Source organism: Nocardia altamirensis NBRC 108246 (assembly GCF_001612685.1).
In the GTDB taxonomy this organism is placed as follows: Bacteria; Actinomycetota; Actinomycetes; order Mycobacteriales; family Mycobacteriaceae; genus Nocardia; species Nocardia altamirensis.
In genome coordinates, this window is the sequence record NZ_BDAY01000020.1 from 70,096 (window position 1) to 84,502 (window position 14,407).

A 14,407-nucleotide genomic window follows, 5' to 3' on the forward strand; every position below is an offset into this window, starting at 1 on the left:
GCCCATGCGTGACCTGGACAATTCATCCGCCGGCCAGGAAACGGCCGAATACCACCCGAACACCGATCTCGCGGGCATGCGCGCCGAGTACGGCGGTGCCCCCTTCGGCAGCGGCGAGGACGTCGATCTGGACGAAACCTGGCTGGCAGGAGGCTGGGAACCGTTGCTGCGGCACTGGATCGAGCAGGCGACCGCGGTCGGTGTCGCGGAGCCGAACGCCATGGTGCTCGCCACCGTGAACATGGCGGACGGCATCCCGAGACCGGTGGCGCGGACCGTGCTCTGTAAGGGCCTTTCGCCCGAGGGTGTGACTTTTTACACCAACTACGACTCGGCCAAGGGCACCCAGCTGTCCGCGGTGCCGTTCGCCGCGGTCACCTTCGTCTGGCCTGCGCTCGGCAGGCAGGTCCATGTGCGCGGCGCGATCGAGAAGGTCGCCCCGGAGACGACCGCCGTCTATTGGCGCTCACGCCCGCGCGATTCCCAGCTCGGTGCCTGGGCCTCGCACCAGTCGACGCCGATCGGCTCGCGCGCCGAGCTCGACCGGATCATGGCCGAGACGGTCGAGCGCTTCGACGCTGTCGACGAGATCCCGGTGCCGCCGCACTGGGGCGGTTTCCTGCTCCGGCCCGACGAGGTGGAGTTCTGGCAGGGCAGGCGCGGCAGGCTGCACAACCGGATCCGGGTGCTGATCGAAGGACCCGCGATGAAGGTCGAACGACTACAGCCGTGAATTATTCCCGGTCAGCCGGTGATGAATATCGCGTCGAGACAAGCGGGTCGGACTCGTTAGTCTGCGCCCGGTGAGACTGCTGGCCGACACGGCGCCCTTGCGGCATGACGACTTCCGGCGGCTGTGGGCGTCCGGCGTCGTCACCATGATCGGTGCGCAGCTGTCCATCGTCGCGGTGCCGCAGCAAATCTTCCAGATCACCGGCAGCTCCGGCTATGTCGGCCTGGCCGGGCTGTTCGGCCTGGTGCCGCTGGTGGTGTTCGGGCTGTGGGGCGGCGCGCTCGCCGACGTGATGGACCGGCGCAAGCTGCTGCTCATCACCAACACCGGCACCGGGCTCACCGCACTGGGGTTCTGGATCCAGGCCGCCGCTGGCCTCGACAACGTGTGGGTCGTGCTCGGCCTGTTCGCGGTGCAGCAGGCGTTCTTCGCGGTCAACCAGCCGACTCGCAGCGCGACCATCCCGCGCCTGTTGCCGGAAGAGCACCTGGCCGCGGCCAATTCGCTGAGCATGACGGTGATGCAGTTCGGCGCGATCGCGGGGCCGGTGCTCGCCGGCGCGCTGATCCCGGTGATCGGGCTCGCCACGCTCTATCTGATCGACGCCGTCGCCCTGCTCGCCACGCTGTGGGCGGTGTGGCGGCTGCCTGCACTGCCGCCGACCGGGTCGGTGCGCAATGCCGGATTCCGTACGGTGCTGGACGGTTTCGGCTATCTGGCGACGCAGCGGGTGCTGCTCGCCTCCTTCGCGGTGGACGTGATCGCGATGGTGTTCGGCATGCCGAGGGCGCTGTTCCCGCAGATCGCGCACGAGACCTTCGGCGACCCGACCACCGGCGGCGTCGCGCTCGGCCTGCTGTTCGCGTCCATGTCGGTGGGCGCGGTGCTCGGCGGCGTGTTCTCCGGCTGGATCCCGCGCATCCGGCGCCAGGGCCTGGCGGTGATCGTCTGCATCGTGCTGTGGGGTCTGGCCATGGTCGGTTTCGGGCTCGCGGTCGGTTTCACCGGACACGGCCTCGGCCTCGGATTAGGGCTGTGGATCGCGCTGTTCTGCTCCGCCTTCGGCGGCGCCGTGGATATGATTTCGGCCGCGCTCCGGGTGACGATGCTGCAGCAGGTCGCCACCGACGAAATGCGCGGGCGGTTACAGGGTGTATTCATCGTGGTCGTCGCAGGTGGGCCCCGTATCGGTGATGTTGCCCACGGTTTCGCGGCGGCCAGTCTGGGTACCGCTGTTGCCGCGGCGGGCGGTGGTGGTCTTGTCGTGATCGGTGTGGTGATCGCGGCCATCGCGTTCCCGGCATTCGTGCGCTACCGCGTGGGCCGTGCACATGCGGAAATGGTGATGTGAGGTGTCCTGCGAATTGTTGGCAACTGTGGTCGGATGAGCATTGCCGACCTCACTTGGCCACGCGCAGTTTGTGAGCCGTGGCAGGACTACCCTCCGTGGTTGTCCGTGCCGGTGAACGGCTAGCGTTGAGGCAAGCGCATCGTGCGCCGACCGCGCCCGGTGCCTACGGTTCTAGCCTGAGAGGGATCCTTCCGTGCCCGCTGAGAACATCATCAACGTCGACGAAGACGCCAAGCCGGTCCTTTCGTATCCCGGCGGGGAATTCCCGATGACGGTTGCCAAGGCCGCCGAAGGTAACGACGGTATCGAGCTGGGAAAGCTGCTCGCCAACACCGGGTACGTCACCTACGACCCGGGCTTCATGAACACGGCCCCCACCAAGTCGGCCATCACCTACATCGACGGTGACGCGGGCATCCTGCGCTACCGCGGATACCCGATCGATCAGCTCGCGGGCTCCTCGACCTTCATCGAGGTCAGCTACCTGCTGATCTACGGCGAGCTGCCCTCGAAGACCCAGCTGGAGGACTTCACCGACCGGATCCGGCGGCACACGCTGCTGCACGAGGATCTGAAGCGGTTCTTCGACGGCTTCCCACGCAACGCGCACCCGATGCCGGTGCTGTCGTCCGCGGTCAACGCGCTCTCAGCGTACTACCAGGACTCGCTCGACCCGCGCGACCCCGAGCAGGTCGAACTGTCCACCATCCGACTATTGGCCAAGTTGCCGACGATTGCGGCGTACTCGTACAAGAAGTCGGTCGGTCAGCCGTTCCTCTACCCAGACAACTCGCTGAGCCTGGTGGAGAACTTCCTGCGGATGACCTTCGGCTTCCCGGCCGAGCCCTACGAGGTGGACCCCGAGGTCGCCGCGGCGCTCGACATGCTGCTGATCCTGCACGCCGACCACGAGCAGAACTGCTCCACCTCGACGGTGCGGCTCGTCGGCTCCTCCGACGCCAACCTGTTCACCTCGGTATCCGGTGGCATCAACGCGCTGTGGGGTCCGCTGCACGGCGGCGCGAACCAGGCCGTGCTGGAGATGCTGGACGGCATCAAGGCCGAGGGCGGCAACGTCAAGGAATTCATCCGCAAGGTCAAGAACAAGGAAGACGGCGTGAAGCTCATGGGCTTCGGGCACCGCGTCTACCGCAACTACGACCCGCGCGCCTCGATCGCCAAGAAGCACGCCGACTCGATTCTCGGCAAACTCGGCGGCGACGACGAACTCTTCGACATCGCCAAGACGCTCGAAGAGGCCGCGCTCACCGACGAGTACTTCATCTCGCGCCAGCTGTACCCGAACGTCGACTTCTACACCGGCGTCATCTACAAGGCGATGGGCTTCCCGACCCGCATGTTCACCGTGCTGTTCGCGATGGGCAGGCTGCCGGGCTGGATCGCGCACTGGCGTGAAATGCACAGTGAGCCACTGAAGATCGGCCGTCCGCGGCAGATCTACACCGGCTACGGCGCCCGCGACTACCGCGAGCTCAACAATCGTTGATTTCCCTGTCACCCACCATCATCTATCGAAGGGGATAACCCGAATGACCAAGCCGGAGATCGAGTTTCAGGGCGGCCCCGCGCCTTCCGAGCTGGTGATCAAGGACATCGTCGAGGGCGAAGGCAAGGAAGCCGTGCCCGGCGGCAACGTCGAGGTCCACTACGTGGGCGTCGAGTTCGACACCGGTGAAGAGTTCGACTCCTCCTGGAACCGCGGCGAATCGATCCAGTTTCCGCTGCGCGGCCTGATCCAGGGCTGGCAGGACGGCATCCCCGGCATGAAGGTCGGCGGCCGTCGCCAGCTCACCATCCCGCCCGCCCTTGCCTACGGCCCGGCCGGCGCAGGTCACCCCCTCGCCGGCAAGACCCTGGTCTTCGTGATCGACCTGGTCGACGCGAACTGAGTCCGCTCGCGTTGTGGCCCATATCCCGTCAAGGGGTATGGGCCACAAGCTTTTTCACTCTCGGATGAGTTTCTACTCGTGTACGACTTCTACGGGGTCGGTCAATGCGAGGGCCAGCGCGGACTGCTGAGCGCTGCTGCGTTGCGGGAGTGCGGCGACGGCCTTGTCGGTTTGGGTGCTCAGGTTGCCGACGATGGTTTGCAGCTGGGTGACGCCGCCGGTGAGCTGGTTCATGGCGCTGATCAATTGGGCGCCGCCCTGGTCGGCCAGTTGCGGGAGGCCCTCGGCCAGTTTGGCGCCTTGGTTGAGTTGCGCACTGGCGCTTTGCAATCGGTCGACGACGGTGCGGAGCAGCGTGCCGAGGTCGGTGTTCGGGTCGACCGCGCCGCCGACCAGCGTGCCGAGGTCGGTGAGCTGTGACCCGGCCTGGCCCGAAATGTTTTGCAGGGCTTCGATTTTCTTGATGATGTCGACTACCGCCGGGTCGTTGGCGAAGGGCAAGGCGCGCAGCGGCGGCAGGATCTGATCGAGGCCGGAGCTCACTGTGTTCGCCGTCTGCTCCACCTGCGCGATCGTGATCCCGGTCGAATCCAGCGCGGAGGCAAGCTCGTTCGCCTGCTCAGCCGCGCCGTCGACGGTCGAGTTCAGCAGTGCGATTGCCGAAGTCAACTGTGCGGAGCCTTCTTTGGCGAAATTGAGGAACCCGAGCATTTGATCGGCGCCCGAGCTGAACTGATCGGCGCCCGACGCGGCCGCGTTCACCCCCGCCTTCAACAGCTGGGCGGTGAACTGCACCTGCGACATCTGCGTGCGCGCCTGCCCGACCGCGGCGAGCGCGGCATCGACACCGACCGCGCCGATCCGCCGCGACACCGCGTCGGCGGCACCGTTGACCAGCGCGGTGTCGGCGTTCTTTGCCGAGCTCACGGTGAGCTTGGCCCGGTGCGGCTGCGTGCCTGCCAGGCTGCCGAGGGATTCGGTCAGGTCCTCGGGCAGCGTGATCACCGCGGCGTAGTCGGCGGTGCTTGCCTCGCCAGGCTTGGCTGCGGTCCACTCGTACCCGCCCGCCTGTGTCAGCGCCTGCACTACCCGCTCGCCCGTCGGCCCCTTATCGGTGTTGACCAGTGCGATTCCCGTCGGACTCGCCGGGCGACTACACGCGGTCACCCCGGCGCCGACGGCGCCGGCGGTTAGGAGGGCGACGGCGAGAAGTGCCAGGCGGGCGCGTTTTCCGATCATGGCCCCGACGGTAGTTGCCGTGCATAACCGCTGCGCTGGCGTTTCTCTGAGAGTTCACTAAGGCCGTAGACCTGGTTAGGTCACTAAGGTCCGGGCGCGGTGCGATCGGGCAGGTCGAGGACCAGGCGGATGCCACCGAGCGTGCCGTCGTCGAAATAGGCTCGGCCGCCGTGCAATTGGGCCTGCTGCGCGACGAGCGCCAGACCGAGACCTGAGCCGCCCTTGCTGGCCTGGCTGCCGCGGAAGAACCGGTCGAACACGATCTGGCGCTCCGGCACCGGGATCCCGCGGCCGTTGTCATCGATGGCGATCACGATGTGGCCGTGCGGCCCTCGGTGTGCCGACACCAGTGCCTCGGTGGCGCGGCCGTGCTTGACCGAGTTGGCCAGCGCGTTGTCCACCGCGAGGCGCAGCCCGGCGGGCAGGCCGCGGGTCACCAGTTCGGTGTCGGCGTCGATGCGCACCGTGAGGCCGGGGAAGCTGCGCATGGCGTCGTGCGCCGCCTGGTCACACAGCTCGCCGACATCGGTGGTGACGTGATCACGCTCGTTGAGCAGATCGCCGGTGGCCAACCGCTCCAACGCCGCGAGCGTGGTCTCCACCCGGCCTTGGCTTCGTTGCAGATCGCTGAGGATCTCCGCGCGTTGCGCCCCGTCCAGGTCGAGGGTGCGCAGCACCTCGAGGTCCGTGCGCATGGCCGTGAGCGGTGTGCGCAGTTCGTGCGCGGAGACGGCCGCGAAGTCGCGCGCGGTCTCCAGCGCGGCCGCGGTTTCGGCCTGCGCCCGATCGACCTGCTGCAGCATCGTGTTCACCGCCTCGGCCAGCTTCTCCGCCTCCCGCACGCCCGAACCATCCACCGGCGCTTGCGGATTGTCCGGATCCGGCAGCGCGCTGCGTGCACTGACCTGCTTGGTGAGCCGCACGATCGGCCGGACCGCGCGGCCGGCGAGCAGCCAGCCGAGTGCGGCGGCCGCGGCGATGGCGAGCAGGCCACCCGCGAGCACCCATTGCTGCTGCTCGGTGGTGATCCTGGTCGATTCGGCCGCGGGCAGCCCGATCGACACCACCCGGCCCTCGGGCTGGTTCTCCGTGGTGGTGAGCACCCGGTAGGACGCGCCGCCGATGGTCACGGTGCGCGAACCCGGTGGCAGAGCAGGCAATTCGGTGGGACTGGTCGCGGTGACGGCGCCGTTGTCGCGCACGGTCATCGAGATGTCCTTGCCGAGCCCGGTCAGGCTGAGCAGCCGCACGGCGATGACCGGTTCGATCAGCGCGATGCGCGAGGCGGTGGTCAGCTGCTGATCGGATTGGCGCACGTTGTTGCGTTCGATCAGCTGCACGCTGATCGCGCTGATCGCGGTGACGATCACGATCGCCCCGGCCGCCGCGGCGCCCGCGACCCGGGTGCGCAGCGAAAACGTCCGTCGCCGACGGGGTTTCGCGGGGCGCTCGGTCACTTGGGCGCCCGCAGCACGAACCCGACCCCGCGGATCGTGTGCAGCAGCCGGGGCGCGCCGTCGACTTCCAGCTTGCGCCGCAGGTAGCCGACGAAGACGTCCACCACATTGGTGTCGGCCGCGAAGTCGTAGCCCCACACCAGTTCCAGCAGCCGCTCCCGGCTCAGGACAACGCCGACATTGCGCGCCAGCGTGGAAAGCAGCTCGAATTCCCTTTTGGTGAGCTCGATTTCGACACCGCTGAGCAGCGCGCGATAGCCCGCGACATCCACCTCGAGCGGGCCCACAGTGATCGCGCCAGGGGTCGCGGGCGCCTGAGTGTCGGTGCGCCTGCGCAGCAGCGCTTTGATCCTGGCGACGAGCTCGGCGAGCACGAACGGTTTGACCAGATAATCGTCGGCGCCCGACTCCAGCCCGGAGATGCGATCGTCCACGGAGGCTCGCGCGCTGAGCACACAGATCGGCACCTCGTTGCCCATCGCGCGCAGCGCGGTCACCACCCCGGCGCCGTCGAGCACCGGCATGTTCATATCGAGCACGATCGCGTCCGGCGCGAACTCGCTCACGCTGCGCAGCGCCTGCGCGCCGTCCCTGGCGACGAGCACCCGGAACCCGGACAGCCGCAACCCACGCTCGACCGACGCGAGCACATCCTCGTCGTCGTCGACAACAAGAACAGTGGGATTGACAGTCACATCGTCCATTGTGCTGGGCTGGTCCGCCTCTCCGGGATTTCTGGCCAGACTCGTGTGTCGGGGCTCCCCCGCCTCTCCGGGATTTCTGGCCAGACTCGTGTGCGTGGTCGCCGGGCGTTGGCGGCCGGCGGTTCGGGGACGGGCGGGTCAGCCCGTCCCCGGTGAGTTACCCATGTGCTTGCGAGATCAGTTCTCGCAGAATCAGTAGTTGTGGCAGGAGTTGGCGACCGCCTGGATGGTTTCGCGCAGTTGTGCCGTGCGTGGGTCGTTTTCGGCCTGGCGGACGGCGTCCGGGTTCTCGTTGATCGCCTGCTGGAGGTCGGCGCGGCGCTTTTCGACCGGCTGGTCGAACTTGCGCTGCAGTTCGGCCTTTTGGGTCGGGTTCGCGTCGAGCATCGAGGCGAGTTGGGGGGCCTTGGCGTGCAGGGCGGCGTCGACCTGCGCGAAGGAACAGTCCGACTCGAGCAGCGGGGCTGCGAGCTCCATCGGGCCTGCGGCGGCGATCGCGGGGCTGAGCATCATGGCAACTGTGGCCAGTCCGCCCGCGGCGAGCACGGCGACGGTGGGACGGCCAACGGAACGCTTCATGGTGATTCTCCCGATCATCGAGGGGTTTGCGTGCGCCCTCGACGCTAGGCCGCCGCACTGGCACCCGCGTGAGCGTTCTCTGAGGAATCTCTAAGCAGGTGGGAATCGCACAGTGCGGCGGTTGTTTTCGCGTCTACGCGGGAGAGCCGACGTCCGGGACGACCACCTGCTCGGTGTGCTCCGGCGCCACCGCAGGCATGGCCGCTCGGATCTGTACTTCCAGTGCGTCGAGCACGGTGGGATCCTCGATGGTGGACGGCACGTCGTACGGATCGCCCGCGGTGATCTGCCGGATGGTCTTGCGCAGGATCTTGCCGGATCTGGTCTTGGGCAGCGCGGACACGATGATGGCGTCGTGCAGCGTGGCGATCGCGCCGATCTGCGTGCGCACCCGGCCGATCAGTTCCTCGCGCAGCTGGGCGGGGTCGACCTCGACCCCGGACTTCAGCACCACGTAGGCCAGCGGCCGGTGGCCCTTGAGTTCGTCGGGCAGGCCGACCACCGCGCACTCGGCGACCGCCTCGTGGCCTGCGATAGCCGCCTCGATGCTGCCTGCGGACAGCCGGTGCCCGGCCATGTTGATCACGTCGTCGCTGCGGCCGAGCACGAAGAGATAGCCGTCGTCGTCGAAGTAGCCGGAGTCGCCGGTCAGGTAGTGGCCGGGGTAGGCGGCCAGATAAGAGCGCTGGTAGCGCTCGTCGTCGTTCCACAGTCCGGTGAGCGTGCCGGGCGGCAGCGGCAGCCCGATCACGATGTTGCCCTCGACATTCGGCGCCACCGGGTTGCCCTCTGAGTCGAGCACCCGGATCCGGTAGCCGGGCACCGGCACCGATGCCGAGCCTGCTTTGATCGGAAGCTGTTGCAGGCCAAGCGGATTGGCGCAGATCGGCCAGCCGGTCTCGGTCTGCCACCAGTGGTCGACCACGGGGCAGTCGGTCCGGCCGGCGAGCAGCACCTCGTCGGCCCATGCGTAGGTGGCCGGATCTAGTCGTTCGCCCGCGCAGAACAGCGCACGCAACGACGACAGGTCGTAACCGTTGGCGAGCGCGGCGTCCGGGTCGGCCTTGCGGATCGCGCGCAGCGCGGTCGGTGCGGTGAACAGCACGCGGACCCCGTGTTCGGCGACCACCCGCCAGTAGGCGCCCGCGTCCGGGGTGCCGACCGGCTTGCCTTCGTACAGCAGCGTGGTCGCGCCGACCAGCAGTGGCGCGTAGACGATGTAGGAGTGGCCGACGACCCAGCCGACATCGGAGGCCGTCCACATCACCTGGCCGGGACCTACGTCGTAGATATTGCGCATGGACCAAGCGAGGGCAACCGCGTGTCCTCCGTTGTCCCGTACGACGCCCTTGGGCTTTCCGGTAGTGCCGGAGGTGTAGAGGATGTAGAGGGGATCGGTCGCGGCGACCGGAACCGGATCGGCCGGTGGCGCATCGCGGACAGCATCGTCCCAATCAAGCCACTGGGCCGCGACGGTGTGTGCGGAACTCGGCATCGATGCGGTGGCGGCCTGCGGCGCGGAGAAGTGGATCGTCGGGAACTGCGGCCGCTGCTTGACGATCACCGTGCGCGGCGCGGTGGTCTCGGCGAGGTCCAAGGCCTGCAACACAATCGGCGGATAATCGAGCTGTTTGCCCGGTTCGAGGCCGCCGGATGCTGTGATGATCAACACTGGCTCGGCATCGTCGATGCGTGCCGCGAGCTCGGGCGCGGCGAAGCCGCCGAACACCACCGAGTGCACCGCGCCGATGCGCGCGCAGGCCAGCATCGCGATCACCGCTTCGGGGATCATCGGCAGGTAGATGATGACGCGATCGCCCGCCGAGACGCCAAGGCGGAGCATCGCTCCCGCGAATCCAGCAACCTTTTCGAGCAGTTCGGCGTAGGTCAAAACGCCTCTGGTGCCCGTCATAGCGGAGTCGTATATTAAGGCGGGCTGATTCGCTAAGCCCCCCTCACCGCCAGCGCCGCCGTGCACATGCCGGTCGAGGGCGTTGAAGGAGGTGTTGAGGCGAGCGTCCGGGAACCACCTGGCCACTGGACGAGCGGTGGCGTCGACGATCTGGGTTGGTGGCACGTCCCAGTCGATCGCTTCAGCCGCGCCGGCCCAGAACTCGGCGGGATCGACCAAGCTGGTCTGATAGACCGGTCGGTACTCGTGCCGCACGTTCAATCCCGTGACTCCCTAGCCTCGCCTCGATGCCCGCCTCGATAGATCTGGTTGATTGTGGCAGACTTCACGCGACGCCCGGGTGGGTGTTGTGACCATTGGTTTTGCCTGGAACTGGCAGGTCAAGGGGCGCAGGCTTACTCGGAGTCACCCAAGAAGTTATTGATCCGTTAGAATCTGATGTCACTTATTTGGGCCGTCGTAGACGCAATTTCTCGGCCAGCCGCAGTTCTCGGCCAGCTCCGCCTGTCGAGCCAGTAATGCGTGTGGAGGTTCGCTGATGGCGCGTGGTTGGGGCCAGTTTGGAAAGTGAGTGGGAGATGCGTGACGCCGCTAGGTCCGGCAGAAGGCGCTGGGCGCTCGGCAACTGGGACCTGCGCTGGAAGGTAACGGCAGTGCTTGCCGTTCCGCTGGCAGTCGCGGTGGGACTCGGCGTGTCCAGGATTTCTTCGGAGTTCGCCGACTCGAGTCGGCTTGCCGGCGTCGCGGAGAACGTCGGGGCCATCCCGGCCGTCACCGCGCTGAGTGCACAGACGGCGACAACCGTCGGTTCGCAGATGGTTTCCGTCGTGCCGAATGTGTCTGTGGTGACCGATCAGAACCTTGCCGACCTCGACAAGGCGATCAGCAACGCGGAGAAGGCGACCGAACGTCTCAACGGTGTGCCCGGTGCCCGCGCGGCGCTGGAGAGCATGCTCACCCAGGCTCGCGCCGTGCGCGAGCAGGGCAAGGCGGTGCGGCCACCGCCGAGTTCCGACGCCATCGGTCTGATCGACCGCGTCCGCAACGACAGCGTGCGGATCGTCGAGTCGACGGTCGGCCAGGTGAGCGACACCGCGGTCGACACGGCCAAGCTGCGCCTGGTCGACTCGCTCAACACCCGTGCCACGCTGGTCGGTGAAGTCGCCGCGTTCCCTGCCGTGTTGGCCAACGAGCCCGACGGTGTCCAGGGCTTCCTCATCGCCGCTAGCACCGAACGCTCGCTGCTCAACGTGCTGTCGCACCGATTCCCCGACGGGGACACCTCGATCAACGACCTCAAAGTCGGCATCGACACCCGAGTGCGGTTGCTGACCAGCCCGCAGGCGAAGGCCGGGCAGCAGCCGGTCGGCGAATTGAAGAAGTCGCTGACCGACAGCCTCGCGGTCTACGAGCTTGTGGTGAGCAAGGCCACCAAGGACATCGACGTCGCGATGAGCTCGCTGGTGTCCACCTCGCAGCGCGACGCGTGGACCTATACCGCGGTCGTCGTTGCCACCATCCTCGCCGCGCTGTTGCTCGCGGTGTTCGTGGCGCGGTCGATGATCGTGCCGCTGCACCGGCTGCGCCTCGCGGCGCTGCGGGTCGCCGAGAGCGACCTGCCGCACGAGGTGTCCCAGCTCCGCAACGGCGCCTCGCCGGAAGAGGTTCCGCTGGAACCGATGCCGGTGCGCAGCACCGAGGAGATCGGCCAGCTTGCCCGTGCCGTCGACGACATCCACGGCCAGGCGCTGCGCCTCGCGAGCGACCAGGCGCAGATGCGTTCCCAGGTCAACGACATGTTCGAGACCCTGGCCCGGCGCTCCAAGTCGCTCGTCGACCATCAGCTCAGCTTGATCGAGGCGATGGAATACGACGAGAAGGACCCGCGTCTGCTGGAAAACCTGTTCCGGCTGGACCATCTCGCGGCTCGTATGCGTCGTAACGGTGACAACCTGCTGATTCTGGCAGGCACCAGGCAGCGCCGCGCGAAGTCCGCGCCGGTCGAGATCGCCGACGTGCTGCGTGCCGCGATCTCCGAGGTCGAGGACTACGAGCGGGTGAAACTGGGTGCCACACCGCGTGGTTCGCTGGTCGAGCCCGCCGCCTCCGATATGGCGCATCTGTTCGCCGAGCTGCTGGACAACGCGCTGCGTGCCTCCCCGCCGGAGACCGACGTGAAGTTCACCTTCGCGCAGGCACACGATCAGGGCATGCTCATCGAGGTGGCCGACCGCGGTATCGGTATGCCGCCGCCGGAGATGGCCGATATCAACCGGCGACTGGAGCAGACCGCGGAGCCGGGTCCGGACACCGCGCGCCACATGGGTCTCTTCGTGGTCGGCAGGCTGGCCGAGCGGCACGGTCTCACCGTGCGGCTGCGCCCCACCTTCGATACCGCCCGCGATCCCGGTGTCACCGTCACCGTGCATGTGCCCGGTGGGCTGATCGTTGCCGGCAAGCCGATCACGGCCCAGCCGGTCACGCCGTCGCCGCAGGCGCAGGAACGGCCGAGGCCGGCAGGCCCGTCGTCGATGCAGATGCGGGCGATCACCCGGACGCCGGGCGGCAATGTCATGGTGACCGTCGATCCAGGGGTGAGCGGGCCGATTCCGGTCAGCAAGCCCAACACCTCGCCGAGCACTCCACTCGCGGCAGGCGGGCTGCCCCAGCGGCAGCCAGGCAACGCGATGGCAGCGGGCATGAACGCGCAACAGGCGGGTCCGACCCTGCGCCCGGCCCCCGGTCAGCAGTCGAACGGGCCGCAGCGCGGCAAGCTCGCCGCGGCGAACCTGCCCAAGCGCAATGTCACCCCCGGCGGTCCGCCGCCGCGGCAGCCGGGCGCTCCGGCCGAGCCGACCGTGACGGGTCTGCCGCCGCGGGACCCGAATTCGGGCGAGCTGCCGAAACGGCAGCCTGGCAGCAACGGGGTGCCGCAACCGAGCATCAGTGGGCTAGCCCAGCCCCCTGGCGGCCTGCCGCAGCGTCAGCGCGGCGAGAACGGTGTGCCACCCCGCGATCCGAGCTCCGGCTTGCCGCAGCGCGATCCGAGCGCGGGCGGCTTGCCGCAGCGCGACAGCGGTGCGACCGGGCTGCCGCAACGGCAGGTAGGACCGAATGGTCTGCCGCAGCGTGATCCGAATGCCGGTGGGCTGCCGCAGCGTCAGCGTGGCGAAAACGGCCTGCCGCAGCGGGAATCCGCGTCCGGTGGTCTGCCGCAGCGCGAACCGAGCGCAGGCGGTGTGCCGCCGCGTGAGCCGAGCGTAGGGCTGCCGCAGCGCGATCCGAGCTCCGGTGGTTTGCCGCAGCGGGAATCCGCCTCGGGTGGCTTGCCGCAGCGTGAGCCGAGCCATGGTGGCCTGCCCCAGCGTGAGCCGAGCGCTGGCGGTGTGCCGCCGCGTGAGCCGAGTGTGGGGCTGCCGCAGCGTGATCCCAGTTCCGGTGGCCTACCGTCGCGTCACGCGGCGGCGAGCCTGCCGCAGCGGGACGCGACACCGACCGGGCTGCCACAGCGGCAGCCTGGGTCCCAGGTACCGCCGAACCTGCCACAACGCGAACCGGGCGCCGAAGGTCTGGCGCAGCGGGAGTCCGCGCCGGGAGTCGCTCTGCCGCAACGTGGTCGGGCCGCACGGCCGGACGCCGATGAGCCGCGCAACGACCCGGACGCGGGCGCCGATCCCGGTCGCCACAGCTACCGGGCGAACCCGACCAGAACTGCCTCGTTCTTCCAAACCAGGCTGCAACCCGCGGTCGATACCGGCGATTCCGTCATGGGCGGGACACCAATTTTCGCGGAAATGATGTCTGCGTGGCTCTCAGACCCGAATATGGACCGGTCACAAGTGGCTGCCTCCTTCGAGTCGCCGGGTGACGAAGGTTGGCAAGCGGCTCGCCGGGCCAGTGAGGCGCAAACCGAGACAAAGACGGCGGCCGGGTTGCCGCAACGCAATCCGGGCGGAAGGCTGGTCCCGGGCGCCGTCAACGGTGCGGTGGATAGGGCACCGAGCCGTGACCCGGAAACGATCAGGTCCAGCTTGAGTCGTCACCAGCAAGGCGTCCGGGATGGCCGCGCAATGAGAGCAATGAACCTAACCGGAGATAAAGGAGACCGATGAACCCCGATCTAGGTGGTACGAATCGTCAGCTGGATTGGCTGGTTTCGAACTTCGCCAACGAGGTTCCTGGCGTAGCCCATGCCGTCCTGGTCTCGGCTGACGGCCTACTCATGGCCGCGAGCGCGCAGCTGCCCGTCGACCGTGCCGAGCAGCTCTCGGCCGTCACCGCCGGGCTCGCCAGCCTCTCGGTCGGCGTCTCGAACTTGTTCGAGGGCGGCACCGTGCTGCAGTCCGTCGTCGAGATGGAACACGGCTACCTGCTACTCATGGCAGTCGGCGACGGCTCGTACCTGGCAGTGCTGACCAACACCTCGTGCGACATCGGTCAGGTCGGCTACGAGATGGCGTTGTTGGTCGAGCGTGTCGGCCAGACTGTCCAGGCCACGCCACGTGTCACGATGGGTTCCTGA

At 67.8% G+C, this 14,407-nt stretch carries 11 protein-coding genes; 6 read left to right on the forward strand and 5 right to left on the reverse strand.

Going from position 1 to position 14,407, the window contains the following annotated elements; all coding sequences use genetic code 11:
• The first annotated feature begins 4 nt into the window (after positions 1-4).
• The 4 genes from pdxH to NA11_RS13450 all read left to right on the forward strand — a co-directional run bounded on the left by pdxH (position 5) and on the right by NA11_RS13450 (position 3,994).
• A complete protein-coding gene (gene pdxH / locus NA11_RS13435; protein ID WP_069162187.1) occupies positions 5-733 on the forward strand; it encodes a pyridoxamine 5'-phosphate oxidase in 729 nt (242 codons plus the stop codon).
• A 70-nt stretch (positions 734-803) separates the two neighbouring features.
• Complete coding sequence (locus NA11_RS13440) at positions 804-2,084, forward strand: MFS transporter (protein ID WP_069162188.1); 1,281 nt, start codon at positions 804-806, stop codon at positions 2,082-2,084.
• A gap of 193 nt (positions 2,085-2,277) precedes the next feature.
• Positions 2,278-3,591, forward strand: a complete 1,314-nt coding sequence (locus tag NA11_RS13445) for a citrate synthase (protein WP_084654580.1) — start codon at positions 2,278-2,280, stop codon at positions 3,589-3,591.
• A gap of 43 nt (positions 3,592-3,634) precedes the next feature.
• Complete coding sequence (locus tag NA11_RS13450) at positions 3,635-3,994, forward strand: FKBP-type peptidyl-prolyl cis-trans isomerase (protein ID WP_069162189.1); 360 nt, start codon at positions 3,635-3,637, stop codon at positions 3,992-3,994.
• 72 nt (positions 3,995-4,066) lie between these two features.
• Here NA11_RS13450 and NA11_RS13455 read toward each other — a convergent pair whose 3' ends face one another.
• The 5 genes from NA11_RS13455 to NA11_RS13475 form a co-directional block, all read right to left on the reverse strand.
• Entirely contained in the window at positions 4,067-5,233 is a 1,167-nt protein-coding gene (locus NA11_RS13455) for a YhgE/Pip domain-containing protein (protein ID WP_069162190.1), read from the reverse strand.
• Between the two features lie 83 nt (positions 5,234-5,316).
• A complete protein-coding gene (locus tag NA11_RS13460; protein ID WP_084654581.1) occupies positions 5,317-6,690 on the reverse strand; it encodes a sensor histidine kinase in 1,374 nt (457 codons plus the stop codon).
• A complete protein-coding gene (locus tag NA11_RS13465) occupies positions 6,687-7,394 on the reverse strand; it encodes a response regulator transcription factor (protein ID WP_069162191.1) in 708 nt (235 codons plus the stop codon). The genes NA11_RS13460 and NA11_RS13465 overlap by 4 nt, the downstream gene beginning before the upstream one ends.
• Positions 7,395-7,586: 192 nt before the next feature.
• Complete coding sequence (locus NA11_RS13470) at positions 7,587-7,973, reverse strand: hemophore-related protein (RefSeq protein WP_069162266.1); 387 nt, start codon at positions 7,971-7,973, stop codon at positions 7,587-7,589.
• A gap of 133 nt (positions 7,974-8,106) precedes the next feature.
• Positions 8,107-10,146, reverse strand: coding sequence for an AMP-binding protein (locus tag NA11_RS13475; RefSeq protein WP_069162192.1), 2,040 nt, complete (start codon positions 10,144-10,146; stop codon positions 8,107-8,109).
• Positions 10,147-10,463: 317 nt separating this feature from the next.
• Here NA11_RS13475 and NA11_RS13480 point away from each other — a divergent pair, with 317 nt between their 5' ends.
• Both NA11_RS13480 and NA11_RS13485 read left to right on the forward strand, forming a co-directional pair.
• Positions 10,464-13,997, forward strand: a complete 3,534-nt coding sequence (locus tag NA11_RS13480) for a HAMP domain-containing sensor histidine kinase (RefSeq protein ID WP_167837635.1) — start codon at positions 10,464-10,466, stop codon at positions 13,995-13,997.
• On the forward strand, positions 13,994-14,407 hold the full coding sequence (locus tag NA11_RS13485) for a roadblock/LC7 domain-containing protein (RefSeq protein ID WP_011207200.1): 414 nt from the start codon (positions 13,994-13,996) through the stop codon (positions 14,405-14,407). The genes NA11_RS13480 and NA11_RS13485 overlap by 4 nt, the downstream gene beginning before the upstream one ends.

What these genes read in the sequence shown, in the direction of transcription:
- NA11_RS13485 (WP_011207200.1), top strand. Translation starts at nt 13,994, where the DNA reads ATGAACCCCGATCTAGGTGGTACGAATCGTCAGCTGGATTGGCTGGTT.
- NA11_RS13450 (WP_069162189.1), top strand. Translation starts at nt 3,635, where the DNA reads ATGACCAAGCCGGAGATCGAGTTTCAGGGCGGCCCCGCGCCTTCCGAG.
- NA11_RS13455 (WP_069162190.1), bottom strand. Translation starts at nt 5,233, where the DNA reads ATGATCGGAAAACGCGCCCGCCTGGCACTTCTCGCCGTCGCCCTCCTA.
- NA11_RS13470 (WP_069162266.1), bottom strand. Translation starts at nt 7,973, where the DNA reads ATGAAGCGTTCCGTTGGCCGTCCCACCGTCGCCGTGCTCGCCGCGGGC.
- pdxH (WP_069162187.1), top strand. Translation starts at nt 5, where the DNA reads ATGCGTGACCTGGACAATTCATCCGCCGGCCAGGAAACGGCCGAATAC.
- NA11_RS13465 (WP_069162191.1), bottom strand. Translation starts at nt 7,394, where the DNA reads ATGGACGATGTGACTGTCAATCCCACTGTTCTTGTTGTCGACGACGAC.
- NA11_RS13480 (WP_167837635.1), top strand. Translation starts at nt 10,464, where the DNA reads ATGCGTGACGCCGCTAGGTCCGGCAGAAGGCGCTGGGCGCTCGGCAAC.